Annotated in this window: 15 protein-coding genes; 2 read left to right on the top strand and 13 right to left on the bottom strand. The window is 67.7% G+C overall.

All coding sequences use genetic code 11. The features are described from left to right. Position 1: 1 nt before the first annotated feature. The 13 genes from AC5RWU_RS15340 to AC5RWU_RS15280 all read right to left on the bottom strand — a co-directional run bounded on the left by AC5RWU_RS15340 (position 2) and on the right by AC5RWU_RS15280 (position 17496). On the bottom strand, positions 2–457 hold the full coding sequence (locus tag AC5RWU_RS15340) for a hypothetical protein (RefSeq protein ID WP_494028843.1): 456 nt from the start codon (positions 455–457) through the stop codon (positions 2–4). Further along, entirely contained in the window at positions 454–3678 is a 3225-nt protein-coding gene (locus AC5RWU_RS15335) for an efflux RND transporter permease subunit (RefSeq protein WP_494028844.1), read from the bottom strand. The genes AC5RWU_RS15340 and AC5RWU_RS15335 overlap by 4 nt, the downstream gene beginning before the upstream one ends. Before the next feature lie 299 nt (positions 3679–3977). Beyond that, the gene (locus AC5RWU_RS15330) at positions 3978–4472 is read right to left on the bottom strand and encodes a GNAT family N-acetyltransferase (protein ID WP_494028845.1); all 495 of its coding nucleotides are present in this window, start codon (positions 4470–4472) and stop codon (positions 3978–3980) included. A 41-nt stretch (positions 4473–4513) separates the two neighbouring features. Further along, a complete protein-coding gene (locus AC5RWU_RS15325) occupies positions 4514–5917 on the bottom strand; it encodes a CoA transferase (RefSeq protein WP_494037056.1) in 1404 nt (467 codons plus the stop codon). Positions 5918–5921: 4 nt separating this feature from the next. Further along, positions 5922–6794 carry an inositol monophosphatase family protein gene (locus AC5RWU_RS15320; RefSeq protein WP_494028847.1) on the bottom strand — a complete coding sequence of 291 codons (873 nt, stop codon included), beginning with the start codon at positions 6792–6794 and terminating at the stop codon, positions 5922–5924. Further along, entirely contained in the window at positions 6791–8974 is a 2184-nt protein-coding gene (ligA, locus tag AC5RWU_RS15315; RefSeq protein WP_494028906.1) for an NAD-dependent DNA ligase LigA, read from the bottom strand. Before ligA ends, AC5RWU_RS15320 begins: the two co-directional genes overlap by 4 nt. Before the next feature lie 76 nt (positions 8975–9050). After that, a complete protein-coding gene (locus AC5RWU_RS15310; RefSeq protein ID WP_494028848.1) occupies positions 9051–12098 on the bottom strand; it encodes an SseB family protein in 3048 nt (1015 codons plus the stop codon). Between the two features lie 51 nt (positions 12099–12149). Next, positions 12150–12752, bottom strand: a complete 603-nt coding sequence (locus AC5RWU_RS15305) for a hypothetical protein (protein WP_494037055.1) — start codon at positions 12750–12752, stop codon at positions 12150–12152. Continuing rightward, entirely contained in the window at positions 12718–13236 is a 519-nt protein-coding gene (locus tag AC5RWU_RS15300) for a hypothetical protein (protein ID WP_494028850.1), read from the bottom strand. Before AC5RWU_RS15300 ends, AC5RWU_RS15305 begins: the two co-directional genes overlap by 35 nt. Positions 13237–13278: 42 nt before the next feature. Beyond that, entirely contained in the window at positions 13279–16317 is a 3039-nt protein-coding gene (locus AC5RWU_RS15295; RefSeq protein ID WP_494028851.1) for a DNA/RNA non-specific endonuclease, read from the bottom strand. Positions 16318–16385: 68 nt separating this feature from the next. Beyond that, a complete protein-coding gene (locus AC5RWU_RS15290) occupies positions 16386–16763 on the bottom strand; it encodes a DUF6507 family protein (RefSeq protein WP_494028852.1) in 378 nt (125 codons plus the stop codon). A 15-nt stretch (positions 16764–16778) separates the two neighbouring features. Beyond that, complete coding sequence (locus AC5RWU_RS15285) at positions 16779–17084, bottom strand: pore-forming ESAT-6 family protein (RefSeq protein ID WP_494028853.1); 306 nt, start codon at positions 17082–17084, stop codon at positions 16779–16781. Between the two features lie 88 nt (positions 17085–17172). After that, complete coding sequence (locus AC5RWU_RS15280; RefSeq protein WP_494037054.1) at positions 17173–17496, bottom strand: hypothetical protein; 324 nt, start codon at positions 17494–17496, stop codon at positions 17173–17175. A 295-nt stretch (positions 17497–17791) separates the two neighbouring features. Between AC5RWU_RS15280 and AC5RWU_RS15275 the strand changes: the two genes are divergently transcribed. Beyond that, positions 17792–18121 carry a hypothetical protein gene (locus AC5RWU_RS15275; RefSeq protein WP_494028855.1) on the top strand — a complete coding sequence of 110 codons (330 nt, stop codon included), beginning with the start codon at positions 17792–17794 and terminating at the stop codon, positions 18119–18121. A 7-nt stretch (positions 18122–18128) separates the two neighbouring features. Continuing rightward, positions 18129–19454 carry a type VII secretion integral membrane protein EccD gene (gene eccD, locus AC5RWU_RS15270; protein WP_494028856.1) on the top strand — a complete coding sequence of 442 codons (1326 nt, stop codon included), beginning with the start codon at positions 18129–18131 and terminating at the stop codon, positions 19452–19454. Positions 19455–19811: the final 357 nt, after the last annotated feature.

The following is a 19811-nucleotide window of genomic DNA, read 5'->3' as shown; positions in this document are numbered from 1 at the left end:
CCTAGTTCGCCGTATCCAGTTCCGCTCCGAACAGTTCGGCTGCGCCCTGCGTGACGATGACCGTGCCGGCCGCCGGGCCTGCCGACAGCATCACGGCATCACCATCGATGCGTTCCACGGTCACCGGTGCGCGGACGAAGACCAGCGGCTCCGGATTGGTGTACACCCAGGTCCGGCCGCCGGCGTCGTACAACAGCGCCGCGTACGGTATCCGCAGGCCTCCGCCGGCCGGCTCGATGGTTGCGGTCATCAGTCCGAGCCGTTCGGCGCCCCGTTCCGTGACGGTAATACGGCTGACTTCCTGGCCCTCGATTTCCTCAAGGGTTGCCGGAAAATTGGTGCGGGTGGCGTCCGCCGGCGCCCCGCCGCACGCGGCGGCACCGGCGAGCACGAGGGCGGCCAGCACCGCCGCCGCAAAGGGATGCGGCCTGCGGCCCGTGCGATGTGCTGTGCTCATGGCTTCCACCCCTCCTGGCGGCCCGTCGCGGCCGTCACCCGTTCCGGTTTCATCTCGTCATCCCGGACCTCCACGCCGATCAGGAGCAGGACGACGGGCAGGACGATCAGCGTCAGCACCGCCGACGCCACCAGGCCACCCCAGACAACGGCGGCCAGCGGGAGGATGACGTCCCTGCCGAGCGCCCCGCCGAACAGCACCAGCGGCAGCAGCAGCGCAGCGGTCATCAGCGTGGTGGAAGCGGTGGGCAGCAGCCGTTCACACGCTGCCTGCAGGATGGACGACGACGGCGACCGGCCGGCATCGGACCCGCCGCCCGGAACCTGGGCATCCCTGCCCTGGGCATCCCTGCCCTGGGCATCCCTGCCCTGGGCGCGCCGCACCAGCAGGATGCTGTCGCGTGCCGCGATGCCCAGCACGGCCCCGAACCCGATCAGGGTCAACTGCGAGCCGATCCCGCTGCTGAGCAGTGCCCCCAGTACGCCGCCGGCCAGCGCCAGCGGCAGCGCCAGGGTCACCGCTGCGGCCAACCGCCAGGTGCCCAGTGCAGTCTGGAGCAGGATCACGATGCCGATGACGGCAGCCGCGGCAAGGGCCCAGACCAGCCGCACAGCATCCTGCTCCGCCTCGAACCGTTCGGGGACCTGCGCGTGGTATTCGAGCGGGAAGTCCAGCTGCGCCAGTTCCGCCCGTACATCGGCGGCGACAGCTCCCACGGACCGCCCGTCAAGATCCGCCACGACATCGATGTAGCGGGAGGTGTCGTCGTGCCTGATGACGGTCTGGCTGGGCGCGATCCTGACGTCGGCAACCTCGCCGAGCCGCACATGTCCGCCATCCGGAGTGTCAATCAGCAGTTCCGCCACACTGGTGAGGCTGTTCCGGGTTGCCGGAACGCCCTTGACGACCACTTGGAAGACCTTCTGCTGCTCAAAGAGGAAGCCGACTTCAATGCCCTGCAGCAGCGCCGCGGCCGAACGCCTGACATCGCCCGGCTTGATTCCGGCTGCTTCTGCGGCCGCCAGATCCACTTCGATTTCGGCGATCGGCTGCTCGGGCGGCAGGTCCAGGCGCGGGGTGGCCACGCCCTGGGTCCGCGCCATCACCTGGCGCACTTGCTCGGCCTGCTCGCGCAGGACGTCCAGGTCAATACCGTAGATGCGGACCAGGAAGTCGTGCTGGGTCCGGCTCCGTTCCTCGAGGAGCCGGTCCTGTCCGTAGGTCAGGACGCTGCCGTCCACACCGGGATAGCCGCTGACGATCTCAGTCACGGCTGCCGTGACGGCGTCATAATCGGCATCCTCGGCCATGGTCACCCACAGCTCGGCCGAACTCACGTCGCCGGTGATTTCATCCGAGGTGATGGCACGTCCGACATGCCCGCCGACATTGACGACACCAGGCAGGGCGCGAAGCTCGCGGCTCGCGTTGTCGCTGATCCGGCCCATCTCCTCGTTGGCCGTGCCCGGCATGGAGTCCCACTGGATCAGCAGCGTCCGTCCCTGCGTTGCGGGCACCGCCGGCTGTCCCGCAGCCAGCATCGGGATCGCCGCCGCACCGGCCACTGCCACCACCGCGGCCGCCGCGATGGTCCATTTGCTCCGCGCGGCAGCCGTATCCAGAATCCGCCGGTGGCGGCGGCGCAGCTTGCCCGCGAACCTCGGTGCAGCCCCGACGGTCCCGGCGGTGAGCAGCGTTGCGGCCAGCGCGGGCGTGAGGGTCCAGGCGGCCAGCATCGCCACCGCCAGGGCCAGCAGGTAGGACAGGACCAGCGGACGGAACAGCGCGCCGTCCACCCCGGCCAGGAACAAGACCGGCATGACTGCCAGCGCCATGATCAGCGCCGCGAACAGGATGGAATACCGGGTGTCCTGGAGTGTCCGGCCGATGAGTTCGGCCTTCGACGGCGGTGCCTCCGCATCGGCGTGTGCCGCCCGGCGGCCCTGAAGGCGCTGAAGACCGTGCAGATCCGCCACAACGTCTCCGACGATGACCGCGAGCGCCAGCACCAGGCCGGCGAAGACCATGGTGTTCAGCACGACCCCCAGCGCGTACAGCACCAGCACGGCCCCGATGGCGGAAACCGCAATGACCAGCAGGCCGATGAACGCGATCCGCCAGGACCGGAAGACCAGGCCCAGCAGCCCGGCGGCCAGCAGCAGGCTGACCAGCAGGCCGATCCCCAGGCTGCGCACCGAATCCCCGATCGCCGCCGCCGGCAGATAGACCGTATGGTCGATCTCGATACCAGTCAGGCCCGGCCGCAGGTCGGCCAGGGCCTCCTCCAGCTCCTCCGTCACCTCCAGCGTGTTGGCTTCGGGGAACTTCTCGATGACCAGCAGCAAGGCCGGATCCTCCTGACCCACGGCATCGCCGATCAGGGGCTGGTGATCCTCCACGACAGTCGCGACGTCACCCAGGACCAGCGGGTCACCGGTCACTCCTTCGACGCTGACCTGGGCCAGGTCGGTCGGGGAGGTAATCGGCAGGACATGCTGAATGCCGATCCGCTGGTTCCCTGTCTCAAGGAAGCCGCCGGTGCCCGGTGTCGACGCTTTGAGGAAGGTCAGCGGAGACACCCAGACGGCGTTGCCCGTGGTCTGGATAACCTGGCTGAGCGTGACGCCCCGCTCCTGCAGCACCCCCGGATCGATCTGGACCTGCATCTGCTGTTCCCGCTGGCCCCAGATGGAAACGTTCGCCACTCCCGGAACGCCCATCAGCCGCGGCTTGATGTTCCAGCGGGCCAGGACGGACATGTCGATCAGCGGGATTTCGGTGGAGGACAGCCGGACCATCATGATCCGGCTGGTTGAGGACAGCGGCTGCATCAGGATGGGCGGCGTCGACACATTGGGCAGCGCGTGCGCCATGGTCAGCCGCTCGGCCACGAGCTGGCGGGCCCGCAGCAGGTCGGTGCCGGGCTCGAAGACCAGTTCAACGGAGGACAGTCCGGGGACGGATTCGGACCTGATCTCATCCACGAAGGCCACGCCGTTGAGCAGGTCGACTTCCATCGGGGAGGTGATCAGCTGTTCGACTTCGACGGCGGACAGGCCCAGAGCCTCGGTCTGGATCTCGACGTGTGCGGGCGCAAACTCCGGAAGGGCATCCACCGGGGAATCCGGCAGAAGCACAATTCCCATGGCGATGATTCCGGCGGCTATGGCCAGCACCAGCAGGCGGAACTGCAGGCTCCATCGCACCAAAAAACTTGTCATGGCTGACCGCCCTCCCCGGCGTGCACGCTCAGCAGTTCATCCGGGATACCCCAGGGATGGACATGCGCATGTCGTGGATGGCCATGTAGGTGCCGCCGCTGCAGCGCCCCTGATCAATCCTGGACCTGAACCCTCCGCGGCCGGCCCCTGCCCGGAAAGCCCCCCACCGGCTAGCATGACGTTTTACTTCCCCGCGACGGCGTTCACCAAAAGCGCCCCCCTGAATCAAGGCCGCGAAAACCCCCAATTTTGGGGGTATCCAATACCTCAAATTGGGCTAGGAAAACCTTGACAAGCAGCTATAATGCCAGTCGGAAAACCCACAGCCGAATGTCCGTGCCGGGGACGAGCCAGTCCCGTTCGGGCACCCTGCGGAAGCCCAGCGACTCATACAGCCGATGCGCACGGGTCATGTCCGCCCCGCTGGTCAGGCTCACCGCGTCGACCCCGTCCAGGGAGCGGGCGTAGTCCACGATCGCCTCGACGATCGCCCGGCCGATCCCGCCCCGCTGGACCGCCGGATCGACGGCCAGCATCCGGAACTCGAGCTCGCCGTCGACAGCGATGTCCGAATATTTCTGCCCGGGAAAGGTCAGTGCCGCCGAACCGGCCACCCTACCGTCGACCTCGGCCACCCACACCAGCGCATGCGCGGCGCGGTGCTCCACATTCTCCAGCATGGCCAGGTAGGCATCGCCTTCCGCTGCGTGCCCGCCGTGCAGGTACGCGTCGCGGGTGATCCGCCGGACGTCGTCGTAATCTGCCTCGGTGGCCGCACGGATGGTGATGCTCATGGGGGTGGAAATCCTGTCGATCGTCGGGGCGGGGAGGCGGGCTACGGAGCGGGCCAGTCCGGGACAGCCCATTCGGGGCCGGAAGAGCCGAGCGGTGACGCCGGCCGGTCCCAGGAAATCCTAACGCCCGCGATGTCCAGCGGCGCCGGAAGCCGCCTGCCGCTTCCCCACGCGGTATCCTCCGGCACACCGGCGTAGGCCTGGGCGGACGGCTCCGGACCGTTCCCCGACGGTCCGGTGGCCAGCAGTTCGACGGCGGTGCGCGCCAGGGAGACCCGCGCTGCCGCAATGGTTCCCTGGCGCCTGAGGTCCACGGCCCGAACGACGGCGGCGGCCAGCAGGTAGCCGGCGGCATGGTCGAGTGCCTGGACCGGGAGCGGACGCGGCCGGCCGGAGCCGAAATGACCCATGCCGGCGTGGGCAATCCCGCTGCTCATCTGCACCAGGGAGTCGAAGCCGCGGCGGCCCGCCCACGGCCCGGAAAAACCGTAGGCATCGAGGCCCGCAACGATCAGGTCCGGCTTCATCGTCCTCAGGTCAGCGCCCCCGAGTCCGAGTCCGGTCAGCGCTCCCGGCCGGTAGCCGTGCACCAGCACATCGGCCTTGGCCAGCAGTCCGCGCACAGTGGCCGCCCCGCGTGGGGATTTCAGGTCAAGGAAGGCACAGCGCTTGCCCAGGGTCATCTCCTGCTCCAGCCCCGGTTCCTGCCAGGAGGACGGATCGATCCTCAGCACGGCGGCACCCAGTCCGGCGAGGAACCTGGTCGCCGCGGGGCCTGCGATCACCCGGGTGAGGTCAAGCACCTTCAGCCCGGCCAGCGGTCGGGCGGCGCTGGCCGGAAGGGCCGGGCGCTGCTCCGGGTGTTTGGCGTCCCGGAGGTCCCAGTGGATCAGCGGCTCCTGCAGGACGGCCTTGCCCTGGGGATGCTCCCGCCATTCATCAGCGGTGCGCATCCGGGCGGCGCATCCGCCGGCATCCACGATCGCCTGCTCCAGGTCCTCGCCCGCCCAGCCGGCTACCGCGGCCGCCACCGCTTCCCGCTCCTCCGGCGCGCCCAGGACTCGCAGCGCCGCCGCCTTGTGGTGCCGGGCGTTCGTGTGCAGCCGGATCCAGCCGTCGGCGCAGGGATAATCGCCCGCGATCGAATCCCAGACCGGCGGCAGCTCCCAGCCCACCGGCCGGAAGGACGCACCGAACCACAGCGACGAAAGCCCCCGGTCCACTGTCACCCGGCTGCCCGGGCGGAGCAATTCACTGACAGCCAGGCCGGCGGTACCGATCGCCGCGCAGGCCAGCTCCGACACGGCGAAGGCCGAGGGCAGGACGCCCGTTCCGCGTGCCTCCATGGCCTCCACGCGGGCGGGATCGCCGCCGACCGCCGCCCAAAACCTGCCTGCCAGCTGCTGTTCCACACCGTTCATGCTGTCCCCCGGGTTCAGATCCACCGGTTCAGGTCCACGGCGGGACGAGCCCGAAAGTCTGCGTCTCCGCCGCCAATCCCGCGGCCGTGACGGCCGCCAAACGTTCGGGTTCCGTCGGCCCGCCCTCCAGCGCCGATGTCAGGTTCGGCCGGTGCACCCAGGCCCCGGCTTCTTCGGCGATGAGCGCCCCGGCCGCCCAGTCGTGTTCGTTCAGGCCGCGTTCGGCATAGACGTCCAGTGTCCCGTCCGCCACCATGCAAAGGTCCAGGGCTGCGGAACCGATCCGCCGCACATCCGCGAAGCCCTTCATCAGCGGCAGCAGTGCGCCGACCTGCTGCCGGCGGGTCAGCCGGTCATAGGAGAATCCGGTGCCCAGCAGCCGGCCCTTCCGTCCGGGGACCGGTCCGGAGAGCCGGCGCAGTGTCGTGTGCCCGTCCCGGGCGTGCTCTTCGAGCCAGGCTCCGCCGCCGCGGTGCGCCCAGTAGACCCGCCCCAGCGCGGGTGCGTTGACGACGCCGGCCAGCCATTCGCCGCCGCTGTCCACCACGGCCACCGAGGTGGCGTAGTAGACGATGTTGCGGATGAAGTTGGTGGTGCCGTCCAGCGGATCAATGGCCCAGCGGATACCGGAGGCACCCGCCGGTACCGTAGTGCCGAATTCCTCCCCGGTGATGGCGTCGTGCGGCCGGGACTGGCTGATGACGCGGCGGATCGCCTGTTCGGCGGCAATGTCGAACGCGGTGACCCAGTCGCCGTCGGCGCTCTTGTTGGAGGCCTCCAGGATGGCGGCATCGCGCTTGATCAGGACCTCGGCACCAGCCTCGGCGGCCTGCTTCGCGACATGCAGCAGTTCGGCGGCCAGCCCGGTGTCCGCCTGGGGTTCAGTGGGTTCGTCGCTCATGCGCTTCCTTCCGCCAGGAGCTTCCGGAATCCGTCTTCATCCAGGATCCGCAGGCCCAGCTGCTCTGCCTTGTCGAGTTTGGAGCCGGCATTTTCTCCGGCCACCACGTAGTCGGTTTTCTTCGAGACCGATCCGGACGCTTTGCCGCCGCGGGTGATAATGGCTTCCTTGGCCTCGTCCCGGCTGAAATTCGGCAGCGTTCCGGTAACCACGACCGTCAGCCCCTCCAGGGTACGCGGGGTGCCATGGTCCACCTCGTCGGCCATCCGCACGCCGGCGGCGGCCCACCGGTCCACGATCTCGCGGTGCCAGTCCACCGCGAACCATTCGATGAGGGCGGCGGCGATGGTGGGGCCGACGCCGTCAACCTCCGCCAGCTGCTCTTCCGAAGCGGCCCGGATGGCGTCCATGGAACCGAAGGCGGTGGCCAGGGCACGCGATGCCGTCGGACCGACATGCCGGATGGACAGCGCCACCAGGACCCGCCACAGCGGCTGGGACTTGGCCTTCTCCAGTTCCTCGAAGAGCTTGTTGGTGTTCGCGGTGGGGACCGAGGGCTTCTTGGGCGTGCCCTTGGTGTAGAAGTACGGGACCAGCTCCGTCTCGCCGGTGGCAACACCCTTGACCTTCTTCTCCCGGGCAATCCGGACGTCCGCCAGCTGCTCCTTGGTGAGGTTAAAGACGTCCGCCTCGGTGGTCAGCGGCGGCACCTCCGGTTCGGCCGGCTGGGTCAGCGCAATCGCCGCCTCCCAGCCGAGGGCCTCGATGTCGAACGCGCCGCGCCCGGCCAGGTGGAACACCCGCTCGCGCAGCTGGGAGGGGCAGGACCTGCCATTGGGGCAACGGATGTCCACGTCCCCTTCCTTGGCCGGCGCCAGTTCCATGCCGCAGGACGGGCAATGGGTGGGCATCATGAATTCCCGTTCCGTGCCGTCGCGGAGTGCAACGACGGGGCCCACTATTTCCGGGATCACGTCCCCGGCCTTGCGCAGCACCACGGTGTCCCCGATCAGCACGCCCTTGGCCTTGACGACGTCCTGGTTGTGCAGGGTGGCCATCTCCACGGTGGAGCCGGCCACCTTCACCGGCGTCATAACGCCGAAGGGGGTCACCCGGCCGGTGCGCCCGACGTTGACCTGGATGTCCAGCAGCTTGGTGTTCACTTCCTCCGGCGGGTACTTGTAGGCCACGGCCCAGCGCGGCACCCGGGAGGTGTGGCCCAGCGCCCGCTGCAGGGCAAAATCATCCACCTTGACCACAATGCCGTCGATCTCATGCAGCAGGTCGTGCCGGTGGTCCCCGTAGTGCGCAATGAACTCCAGCACCTCCTCATAGGTGGCCAACACCTTGAAGTACGGCGAAGTGGGCAGTCCCCAGTCCTTGAGCAGTTCGTACGTTTCGGATTGGCTCGCGGCCTGCAGGCCCTCCCGGGCCCCGATGCCGTGCACATACATGCTCAGCGGCCGCTGCGCCGTCAGTTTGGGGTCCTTCTGGCGCAGCGAACCGGCCGCCGCGTTCCGGGGATTGGCGAACGGCGCTTTGCCGGCCTCCACCAGCGACTCGTTCAGGGCCGCGAACGCCTTGGACGGGATGAACACCTCGCCGCGGATTTCCACCTCCGCCGGAACATTGTCCCCGGACAGCCGGCGCGGAATGTCCGCGATAGTGAGGGCGTTGTGCGTGATGTCCTCCCCCGTGTGGCCGTCGCCGCGGGTAGCGGCGCGGACCAGGGCGCCGTCGCGGTAGAGCAGGTTGACGGCCAGGCCGTCGATCTTCAGTTCCGTCAGCCAGCGCAGCGGGGCCTGCGGCGCGACCTGTGCGGCAGACGCCGTCGCCCGCGCCACCCACGCGTCCAGCTCCTCGATGGAGAACACATCCTCCAGGCTGTACATCCGCTGCAGATGCTGCACGGGCGTGAAGGCTGCGGACACTTCGCCGCCGACGTCCTGGGTGGGCGAATCGTTGGCCACCAGTTCCGGATGCAGCGCCTCGATCTTCTCGAGCTGCCGGTACAGCTGGTCGTACTCGGCATCGGAGATCAGCGGCGCGTCTTCGCTGTAGTAGGCGAAGCGGTGCCGGCGGACCTCATCCACCAGCTGCTCGTACTCCGCCTTCAGGGCCTCGCCCGGGAGCTGGTCTTCGGGAAGTTCGACTTTTTCGCTGCTTAACTGGTCGCTGATCTGGTCCTTGGTTGCCACAGTCCTATCTTGCCTTAGCACGCCAGCGTTTTCGGTCAGCCGGCAGGCGTGATGCGCGCTACCGGCGGGGCAGGAAGTCCGTGCCGTCGGCCCCTTCCTCGACCATGATGACGAACCGGGGTTCGCCGGCGTCGTCGATGACCGGGCCGTCGAGCTCCTCCGGTGACTCCAGATCGCCGGCTCCGGCGGAGGTAACGATGAACTCGCCGTCCGCCAGCATCATCAGGTTCCCGCGCAGCAGGTCCACCAGGCTGGATGCCACCACCTCGGGATAAGAACCGGCCGGACCGTTGGCCCGGATAATCTGCCCGTACTGCCCTGCCGGACCGGGGTTGGTGTCAACGGCCAGCACCTCTCCGCCGCCGGTGCGCGCGAACGGAATCCACTTCACATCAAACTGCACCGGCTGCAGCGCGGGATCCTCCGGATCCAGCGGATCGCGCACGTTGCCGTAGCGGCTTAGCCGGAAGTTGCGTTCCAGCACGCGGTTCAGTCCCGTGACTTCGGCGAGCGGCAGGAACCGGGCCTCGCCGAACAGGAACGACGACGGCCACTCGGCCTGTCCGTCGGCCGTTTCGTAGAGTTCGCGCAGCTGACGGGAGAAGCTTTCCCCCAGTTCCGCGACCCACGCCTCCAATGCGTCGGCAGCGGCGGGCGGGTTCAGCCGTACCGTGTCGGCGCCGAGGATTGACTCACAGCCGGCCACGAAGGACCGGACCAGTTCGCCGATAGTTGCGCCTTCCCCGGGCACCGCCACGGCGCCGGCCGCAGGCTGCCGTGCGGCGGCCGGTTCCTGCACGGCGCGTTCCCGCACTGCCGGTTCCTCCGCGACCGCTTCCGGGGCGGGCCTCCCGGACACGTCCGTTGTGAAGTCCAGCACTCCGTGCCCGGAGAGGATGGCATCCCGGATCTGTCCCAGGGTCGCCGTCGCAAACCGCGAGAACAGCCCTGCCCCGTTGACCGACCGGAAGGACGCTCGGCGGCTGCCGCCGGCTACCTGCCAGGTCAGCGTCTCCCGGCCCTGATCCCGCCCCGCCGCGAAGTCTGCAGCCGGACGGACATCGCCGAAGAGCCGGCTCCCCCCGCGGATGTGCCGTGCAATCTCTCCGACATCGGCCAGCAGCTGGCGGGCGGCGTCCTCGGCATGGCTGAAGACAGCAGAGGGCGGGAAGTTGTATCCGACGGCACGTTCCCCGGACCGGAGCTCGTAGCCGCCGTCGGTGAGCTGGATCCCAAAACGCATGTCGACCGCGGAGAATTCCACCCGGTTCTCCTTGCGGACCGGTCGGCTGCCGCCCAGCTCCCCGATGATCCGCGCGAACTCGCTCTCGCGGCCAAAGACCCGTTCCAGTTCCTCCTCCGGAGCCGGAGCCTCCTGACGCTCAGGATTGCCCAGGATGTGCCAGAGCTGATAACCGCTCATCGTCGCCGACGGGCCGGCCGGATTGATCCGCAGGCCGCCGATGCCCTGGTCCACGACGAACTTCAGGATCCAGCCGGCGTCGAACGGGCGGAAGCCCAGCGAGGAATCGTAGGCGGCCACCTCGGCCGCCGAGGTGAAGGCCAGCAGGACCGGCGCCGGACGCTCGCCCTCGCCGGGGACCACCACCGGCTGCGGCCGGCCATTCACCGTCCGTTCGGCCAGCAGCAGTTGCTGCTGGCCTTCGCCGCACAGCGCCATGAACAGCTGCTGCTGGGACGGCTGCTCCGCCAGCAGGTTCTTCAGCCGGTCGTGGTGGGGCGAGGCGAGGGCGAACTGGACATCGCGGCGGGCCAGCGCACAGACCGGACCCGCGGGATCGAGGTACAAGGCGCCGTAGCGTTCGTCGCGCAGGAAAAAGTCCAGGACGCCGACCGCAGGCTGCGCCAGGGACTGGACGTTCTCGCCGGGGGTGCCGGCATTCGCGCGGAATCTGCCCAGTTCCTCCTGGCGGGTGAAGGCAACCAGGGCGGTGCCGCCGTCGGGCGTGGCCGCCGTGGTGACGGCGAGTCTGCCTGCTGCCGCATCCGGTCCCGATCCGGTGACGTCCAGCAGGAGCTCGCCCGCCATGGCCTGGCGCAGCACGTTGAGGAAAGCTTCCTGTCCGGGCGCGGCGGCGAATATGCCGATCGCAGCCCGCAGCGCCGCGTTGTCCACGGGACCATGACTCTTTGCCGGCTCCCACAGCTGGCCGCGCTGCGCGGCGGCCGTGACCTCGTCCGCCGGTCCCGGCGTGCTGCGGTACGTCAGGTAGAGCGCGCCGTCAGCTTTGAGGAGGTCGGCGGGCGCCGCATCGGTGACCCACTCGATGCGGGCGGGCGGCTGCTGTCGCGGTTCCGGCGTTCCCTGGCTGACGACGGCGGCAATCCGCTCCGTGCCGCCGTCACCTTCCGCGACCACGGTCCACCGGCCCTGGCCTTCGGTGAACATCAGCGGCAGGCCGACATACTCGAGGACATCCTGCAGCGAGGCGTTCCGGTCCAGTTCGAACTGCCGGCGCTGGTGCCGGGGACTGCCGGGCACGCTGACGGCGTCACGGTCGACGCGGACGGTCAGGACACCGCTGTGCAGCACCGGAGGCTCGGCCGGGCCGGCCGACGCTGCGGCGGCCTCCTGCGCTACGGCGGCGGACGCCCCGGTCGGGCCGCCCACCGGGAGCCCGATGCGCGCCGCGATCCAGCCCGGTGTGGCCTCCGCCGAACGCGGGAAGCGCTCCAGATCCGCCGTAAGCAGCTCATCAGTCAGCTCCGGTTCGGTCTCGCTCCAGGGCTGCGGTTCGTCATCGAAATTGAACCGGGCATCCAGTGAATACCGGGGCTGCGGCCAGCCGGAGGCGGACACAATGACCGAGGCGTCGAACCAGGTTCCGCCCGGATAGCTGTAGGAGGCCTGCCGCAGCTCCTGGGCGTCGTTAAACGCCGAAGCGCGTGGGTCCAGTTCGCCGGCGTTGCCGGCCTGCAGCCCGCTGCGGTGTTCCGTGACCCGCAGGAACCACCGGGGACCGACAGGCTTCAGGTCCAGCCTGAGCTGGTCCCATCCGGGCTGCGTATTGACGGTGTCCATAAGCCACTGGGCCAGGGACCCCGTCAGTTCCTGCTGGCGAAGGATGGTCGGCTGGTCGGTCAAGGCGTTCCTCCGGAGGTTGGGGTCATCGTGGGCGGTTCGGCACTTGTGAGCCTAGAGATAGGGTTCCTCATACGGCCGGCTTTCCCAGCCCATGACTACGGTGTCGGTTTCAAGGTCCAGGACCGGAACGGGCTCGCCGGCTGCTTCGATGGTCTGGACCATCCAGTCCGGAATGTTGTCACTGGTCCGGGGGAACCGGGCAAGTTCGGCCATGAGCTGAGCAGCAGTGGCTTTCGCAGCCAAAGCATGCGAACTGACGATTTCCTCGTCAAACCTGAAAGCAATCACCGGCTTGTTGTCCTTCCGCAGCGTCACCTGTACGAACACGCATGCCCCTCTGCCCTGGGCATAGGAAGCGAGCTTTGCAGACTCCAGAACATCCGGATCGAAGTCGAATGCTTCGAAGATGGACAATGACTTCCAGTCGGCACCATCGAACCAATAGGCCGCAAGCTTCTGCGAAGTGCCGAACAAAGTGATGACCCGCACTTCGGGACAACGCCGGCAGCTTCCATCGGAGCCGAACAATTGGTTCTGCCAGTCCTCGACTTCCGCGGACAGCTCAGATTCAGCTATAGGCGTCCAGGTCCTGTCGTTGCCGATCTGTTTCACGCCCGGCCTAGAGAAAGGGTTCCTCGTACGGCCAGGACTCATCCCCCATGACCACCATGTCCGTCTCAGGGTCCAGGACCGGCACCGGCTCGCCAGCGGCTTCAATCGTCTGGATCATCCAGTCCGGAATGTTCTCCCGGGTCCGGGGAAACACCGCGAGCTCCCCGACCAGCTGCGCCGCGGAAGCAGGATGCTCCAGTGGACCGCTGCCGACGATCTCCCGGTCGAACAGTTCCTCGACTGTGGGGGCTGCATCGGGCCGAAGGACAACGCGCAGGAAGATCCACGTACCGCGACCCTTGACGTAAGCCGCCAGCTTCGCCTCTTTGAAAATGCCCCTTGGTATTTCGAATTTCTCATCAGTGAAGAACGAGGTCCATTCGCCGTTCTTCAGGTATTCCGCCACGATCTTCTGCGCCGCGGAGTACCGGCTGACGTCAATGCGCACTTCCTCGCAGTCCAGGCATGTACCGGAGGGGCCGAATGCCTGGGTATTCCAGTCCTTGACGTGTGTCTCTAAATCCATTTATCCGCTCGCTCGCTACCTGCCGCGCGTTGGCACGGCTTCCTAGTTGTCGAAGGAATACTCCAACTTCCTGTTGCCGATCTGTATCCGGAGGTCGATCAGGTCCGGCACTGGTCCGACCGACGAGTACACCGGGCGCGCCTCCCACGTTACTTTAGGGGGAGTTCCGCCGGATCCATTAAGAATGCTTCTCACCTCTGTCTCGAGGTCGTACCACGTCTTGTCGTTGCCGGTCTGCCTCGCCCGCTGGCCGGGAGTCAGATCGCCAAGCCCAAAGTTGCGGTTCTGGATGTTCAGCTGGGGAACCAGGTTGAGTTTCTCCCCCGGTCCGCCGAACATCGCGGCCAGGAGGTGGCCGCCGTCGAAGTTCGATCCGCCCAGCTTGCCGGACGCCGATTGGTTCGAACCGTGACGCCGGGCATCAGCCTCTGACTTCTCATGGAACTGGATATCCTCTGCCCGGAGAGACGTCGTGCGCCCCAGATGGTCGGTCCGGAAAGTCAGGTTCCCGTCCACAAGGTACGTCATGTTGGGTGACGGGTTGTTCAGCTCCGGATTCCAGGTGGCTTTCTGGGCCGGCGCCTCGGCTGATGCAGGCATGCGCTTGCGCCCGGATTCGGCCTCTACCTGGTAGATCTCACCGTGATCGTGGGTGTGGAAGGTCCCGCGGCCCTCGATGAAGTACCTGCTGTTCGGTTCCAGGGCCCGGGGAACGATCTTGCCGTCTACCTCCATGCTGGCAAACGGCGCCTTCGGATCCCGAGGGTAGAGAGGGTCCGACTTGCCAATTGTCCGCGGGGCTTCCCGGAAGAAATCTCCATGCAACGGACGGCCGGATTCGTCCATCTCGTTGAGCAGCCTATGCGGGCTGACGGCCTCACCGTTGGCGTCCAGGATGCGCACCTGCGTTCCGCCACCCGGCTGGCCGAAACCGGAGTCGATCTCGGAGACCTCGATCCGGTATCCCTCAGGCAGTGTGCCATTGGGATTGATCTCGAAGTGCCGAAGGTTCTTGTCACTGCCCAGGGTGTCCAGCGGCAGGGCACGCATTTCCCACGGGGTACCTTCGCGGGCCAGGTAGTCACCGTAATCGTGACCGATCCGGTCCAACTGCGCGCCGTGGTCCTCGATGAACCTCTGCGGGTCGTCGTAGCTCACGAACGACCCCTCGACACCGCCGGCGTTCGACGGGTACCGGAACGAGCCGTCCTCCTGGACGTAACGGCTGGCGTAGCCCTCCTCGTCGAGCCAGTTGCCGTTCTCATCCCGGCCGAAACGGTGCTCCGGATCCTGGTCCAGGCGCAGGTTGTCCGTTGCTTCGTTCCGCGAATCGGGGAGATCATGCTTTGGTTCGAAGGCGCCTGCGTCCTCACGCGGCCTGCCGTAGTCCGGGTCCGGTTCCGCTCCGGAGCCCGGAATGTCGTTGGGATCCTTGAGCGGGTCACCGCTGTTATCGCCGCGGTGGGCGTAGTCGTCCGGGGCTTCGCCGGGATGGTTGGCCTGCCAGCCTCGAGGCGTCGCCTCTGCGTCGGGAGCTGCGGCAGCCGGACGTCCCGCGGGAGCCTGGGCCGGCGTCGTGCCTGCCGGGGCTGTTCGCCCCACCGGTGCATCCGCCGTCGTACCTGTACCGGGCCGTGCCGCCGGCACGCTGGTGTCCGGCACGCTGGTGTCCGGAGCGCTGGCAGCCGGCGTGCCGGATGCCGTTCCGCCCGGGCGCGACGACGGCCCCTCCGGTGTGAAGGCCATGGCCGCCATACGGTTCCCGCCGGCCGAAGAGCCGCCGCCCGGCACGCCGGCCATGGCCGGCTGCGGGAACAGGTTGTCCCCCAGCGCCGCCAGATTGTCGGCGGCATTCCGGCCAGCGTTAATGAGGTAGTTGTTGGCATTGTCGACGACGTTCCCGACCTTGCCGATGACGGTCCGGCCGGTATTGGCCGCGATGTTGACCGTATTGATCTTCAGGGCCTGTCCCAGGTCGATGATCTTGCCGGAGAAACTGGCCGCCTTGGCAATTCCGGTGGCATTGAGCACCGTCGCGGCCTTGCCGCCGGCATTGGCGACGGTGGTGATCTTGCCCGCCACCGAGCCGGTCTTGGCCACCGCACCGCCGCCAGCGGTCAGCAGGATGCTGGCCAGGTCGAACGTCGTGGCGCCGGCGGCGTAGGCCGGGTCCCGCTGCCAGTCGTCCCAGTGGATCGCGGCCTTGCCGACCGCCAGCAGCTCCTCCCCCGCCTTGTCCGCAATGTGGCCGTTGCCGGTGGCGCGCAGCACCACCTGCGCGGCCGGGCTGGTCACGATGGCGACGTTGACGGCGAGCTTGCCGAGTCCGGTCCAGGTGGCCTTGAAGGTCTCCCAGCCGCCGAAGCCGAGCATGTTGCCCAGTCCGGTCACAGTGCCGGTGATGCCGCTCCAGAACCCCTTGCCGAAGGACACGACGCCGTCCACAACGTCCTTGTACCAGGGCTTATCCCATTCGGTGGGCTGTCCCCACGGCACATGGCCTTCGACTGCGGCCGCGTCCAGCTGCTCCTTCGTGTACCCGTAGGCGATCTCGCCGGCCTTCGGGCCTTCCTCCGTCGTCAGCACATACTTCGGTCCGCCGTAGATGCCGCTGATGCTGTTGGCACAGTCCCGCTGGGCGCTCTGCAGGTCCGCGTAGAGCTGGTCCAGGGCCCCGATGATGCCCTGCTCCTGCCCGACCAGGCCTTCGTCGTCGTCCCAGTCGTCACGGGACCGGCCGGCAATGGCACTCTGGAAGGCCGCGTAGTCGGCCTTCACCTGGACCAGCCGGTCCTTCAGCCCCTGGACGGCATCCGCATAGTTTCCGACGGCGGTGCCCACGGTTCCGATGTCCGTCTCCAGGTCATCGGCTGCGGTGGTCACCGGCTGGAAGGCGCCAAAGACGATTTCCTGCCCCGGCGCCTTGTAGACGGCCGGATTGTTGAGCTTGGCCCAGGAGGCCGCCGAATCGGACGCGGCGGTCTCCACTGACTCCGCCGTTCCCTTCAGCTTGCCCATCGCGCCGCGGATGGCCTCGGGGTCGGGAAGGACTTCCTCGAACTTGGCAATGTCGATGCTCATGCTTCAGAACCTTCAGGATGCTGGGGCGGGTGGCTGCGGGAGCTGCTGGTGGGTGTCGGTGGGGACGGCTACATCGGCTGGGGTTTGTTCGGGTCCGACGCCGGCGGCAGGGCCGGCGCGTCGTCCGCCTTCTCCTGGGCTGCTTTGGCGGCCGATTCCCGTGCGGTATCGGACATCGCCTGGTCCGCCGAGGTCAGGATGGTCACCACGTTGTTGACAGCGCTGACCGCATTACCGGTCCGTCCCGCTATGTTGGTCATGGCGGGCTGCAGGGTCTCGACGGCCAGGGACGCGAGTTCCGCACCGATGGGTTCGGCCTTGCAGGCCGTGGCGAGTGCTTCCAGCTCGGTGGAGAACGTCGTGAAGAGCTTCTCGTAGCCCTCCAGCTTGGGATTGACCTCGTTGAGGACACCGATCACGGCGCCTGTCGAAATATCGAACGACATGGTCGGCCGTTCCCGCTAACCGATGTTCTGGACGGCGCTCCTGGCCCGGGCACCGGCGCTGGACGCGGTCTGGTCGTTGAGGTTGAGCGTCTCCTTGACCAGCCGGATGATGTTGCGGGTCTCATTGGCGGCGTTCTTGAAGCGCATTTCGACGGCCTGGTAGTCCTCGGAAACACCGTCGGCCTGGAAGTCGGCCATCGCGGCATTGACGTCCTTCTCGCGCTGGCCGATGAGCGATTCGAGCCGGCCGACGATCGACTGGATCTCGCCCTGGACGGAGCCGGAGGTATCGGTGTCGTAGGAAATACGGTCCTGGGACATGGGAAAAATCCTTTCAGCGCTGCGGACGCAAAAAAGCAGCGGTAGTTACGGAGATTGGGGGAAGAAAAAAGCTGCGGAGCAGGAAATGTCAGCGCGAGGAGCTGAAGCGGGCGGCGTCGAAGTTTGCGGAGCCCTGCTGCTGGGCGGCGTTGTCGGCGGACTCCTGGTCCCCGGTGTGGAAGGCCGTGTCCATTTCGCTCTGGCCCTGCAGGATGGCGGCCAGGGAGCCGTTGAGCTCGTTGGCGATTTCGTCGGCCCGGTGCTTGAACTCGTCGAACTTCACGCGGCCCTGGCCGTTGAACTTGCCTTCAAGCGGGGTGACGGCATCCACGAGACTGCGGACCAGCTGGCCAAGATCTTCATTGGCCGTCCCGGTCTGCTGCGTCAGGTTGGACAGTGTTTGCGAACCCATATCGAACTTCATGTGTATCCACCTCTTGGCACCTCGCGGTGCCCTCATTGGGCCAGCTGTGAGAACATTTGGCCTCGAAACCTGATCGGAATCCCGGCTGAACGGTTCCCGGGTAATTCAATCCAAGCCCAGGCCCGGGAAGCCGGTCAACCGAGCGGCATGGGGAGAACTCCCCATCCTTGGTTGCGCCGAAGCTCAAACGTCCGCTGGATGATGTAAGTATAAGTAAAGCGATTAGCTGAATTGACTGGCCGGATTGACTGGCCCAATTGGCGGACAGGAGTAGAGGACCCTCGTGGCGAGCGACTATGACAATCAGCTCATTGAGTCCGTGTCGGTCCGCCGGAACCGGCTCACCACTGCCCTGCTGTACGGGGAGAACCCGAATGAGCGGCGCTGGATGGACAGTGTAAAAATGTTTTTGTTCAGCGTTGCGGTGGCTGCGCTCATTGCGGCGATCTGCGTCGGCTACTCCTTTGTCAGCAATCTGCTCGAGGACCAGCGCCGGGAACAGGAAGAACGGAACCGCTCCGCTTCTGCAGCCTATGAGCATTCCGCCGATTACCGGCATTCCGTTCCGCTCGCCGGAGCGGGGTTCGACCTTCCGTCCAGGACAGGAGCCTGATCTCCCTATGGCCCAAGCTTTCACCCGGGTGACCCTGATCGGCTCAAGCCGGCACCTGGACCTGCTGCTCCCCTCCGACCAGCCTGTCGGAGGGCTGGTTCCGCAGATCCTCAACCTGCTGGAGGACCAGCCGCAGGACGATGTAGCAGCCAAGGTGGTGGTGACTCCCGACGGCGGCCAGCTGGATGCCAGGGCATCCCTGGAGGCGGCGGGAATCCTCGACGGCACTGCGCTGCGGCTGTGCAACGCGTCTGAGGCGCCGCCGGCCGCCGTTGTCTATGACGTGACCGACATCGTCGTGGAGGAATCCGAGGACGTCCCCGGCCGCTGGAACCGGCGCTTCCGGGACATCACTGCCGCTGCTTTCGCTGCCGCCGGCATCTGGGGCGGCGCGGAAATCCTGCTGACGCGGTTCGCGCCGGACCATGCCTGGTGGATCCTGCTGGCCGCTGCCGCCGTTCTGCTCGCCTCCGGGGCAGCCCTCGGCAGGCCGCCGCGCACTACTGCCATCGGTCCGGCGCTGCTCGCCGCGGGGTGGCTGGCAGGCATCGGCGGGGTCCTGCATCTCCCGGCTTCAGCCGGGTACCGGGCACTCTACGCCGCCGTGCTGACGGTGGTGGCGCTGGCCGCCGTCGGACTGGTGTCCCGCCGGCCCCGTTCCCTGTTCAGCGCCGCCGGAACACTTGCCCTGCTGACCGCAGTGTGGCTGGCCGCCGGGCTGCTGACCGGCGATGCGGTACGGACCGCTGCCGTGGCCGCCCTCATCAGTGTCCTGGTCCTCGGCCTGATGCCCCAGACTGCGCTGTCGGCCTCCGGACTTGCCACCTTGGATGACCAGCGCGCCCAAGGTGGAACGATTCGCCGCACCGACGCGCTGCACGCCATCAGCGCCGCGCACCGCAGCCTGACCCTGGGCACCGTGCTGACCGCCGCGTCGGTCGCCTTGGGGCTCTGGCTCATCGGCGGGGACACCGCAACCCAGGTCTGGAGCGTTCCGCTGCTGCTCGTGCTCATCCTGGCGGCGGCGCTGCGCGCCCGCTCCTTTCCCCTCGCGGTCCAGCGGATGGCACTCTACGCGGCGGCCGCCGTCGGACTGGTCAGCCTCGCACTGGCTGCCATGCGCTTTGCTCCGGAGTTGACCTGGCTGACCGGGGTGCTCGTGCTGGCGGTCGCCGTATGCTTTGCCGTCTCCCTGACGGTCGAACTGCCCGACCATACCGCCGCACGGTTCCGCCTGCTCGCGAACCGGCTGGAAGGCCTGGCCATCCTGGCGTCGGTCCCGCTGGTGCTGGGGATGTTCGGCATCTTCGCCCAGCTCCTGGAAAGCTTCTGATGCAGCCCGGACCCGCGCGGACTGCGTGCACCGTGCCTGCAACCTGCGCACTGTTGGAAGGACAGCGACGATGACCGATCCGTGGGGTCCCCCAGCGCCCCGGCGACCAGACCGCCCGGCGGCAAACCGCCGCGCCGGGCAGCACCCCGGTGGTGTCCAGCCCGGTGGTGTCCAGCCCGGCTGGCAGGAACCGGAAACAGCAGGCGGCTTCGAAAGCTCCAGCCAACGGCGGCGGGGGGGGGGGGGGGGGAGGAGAGGGAGGGGGGGGGGGGGGGGGGGGGGGGGGGGGGGGGGGGGGGGGGGGGGGGGGGGGGGGGGGGGGGGGGGGGGGGGGGGGGGGGGGGGGGGGGGGGGGGG

It is taken from the genome of Arthrobacter sp. B0427-1-12 (assembly GCF_059092905.1).
The sequence above is the reverse complement of the archived record's forward strand: the minus strand, read 5'-3'. Positions and strand labels throughout refer to the sequence as shown.

What these genes read in the sequence shown, in the direction of transcription:
- AC5RWU_RS15340 (WP_494028843.1), bottom strand. Translation starts at nt 457, where the DNA reads ATGAGCACAGCACATCGCACGGGCCGCAGGCCGCATCCCTTTGCGGCG.
- AC5RWU_RS15335 (WP_494028844.1), bottom strand. Translation starts at nt 3,678, where the DNA reads ATGACAAGTTTTTTGGTGCGATGGAGCCTGCAGTTCCGCCTGCTGGTG.
- AC5RWU_RS15330 (WP_494028845.1), bottom strand. Translation starts at nt 4,472, where the DNA reads ATGAGCATCACCATCCGTGCGGCCACCGAGGCAGATTACGACGACGTC.
- AC5RWU_RS15320 (WP_494028847.1), bottom strand. Translation starts at nt 6,794, where the DNA reads ATGAGCGACGAACCCACTGAACCCCAGGCGGACACCGGGCTGGCCGCC.
- AC5RWU_RS15305 (WP_494037055.1), bottom strand. Translation starts at nt 12,752, where the DNA reads ATGAGTCCTGGCCGTACGAGGAACCCTTTCTCTAGGCCGGGCGTGAAA.
- AC5RWU_RS15300 (WP_494028850.1), bottom strand. Translation starts at nt 13,236, where the DNA reads ATGGATTTAGAGACACACGTCAAGGACTGGAATACCCAGGCATTCGGC.
- AC5RWU_RS15295 (WP_494028851.1), bottom strand. Translation starts at nt 16,317, where the DNA reads ATGAGCATCGACATTGCCAAGTTCGAGGAAGTCCTTCCCGACCCCGAG.
- AC5RWU_RS15290 (WP_494028852.1), bottom strand. Translation starts at nt 16,763, where the DNA reads ATGTCGTTCGATATTTCGACAGGCGCCGTGATCGGTGTCCTCAACGAG.
- AC5RWU_RS15285 (WP_494028853.1), bottom strand. Translation starts at nt 17,084, where the DNA reads ATGTCCCAGGACCGTATTTCCTACGACACCGATACCTCCGGCTCCGTC.
- AC5RWU_RS15280 (WP_494037054.1), bottom strand. Translation starts at nt 17,496, where the DNA reads ATGGGTTCGCAAACACTGTCCAACCTGACGCAGCAGACCGGGACGGCC.
- eccD (WP_494028856.1), top strand. Translation starts at nt 18,129, where the DNA reads ATGGCCCAAGCTTTCACCCGGGTGACCCTGATCGGCTCAAGCCGGCAC.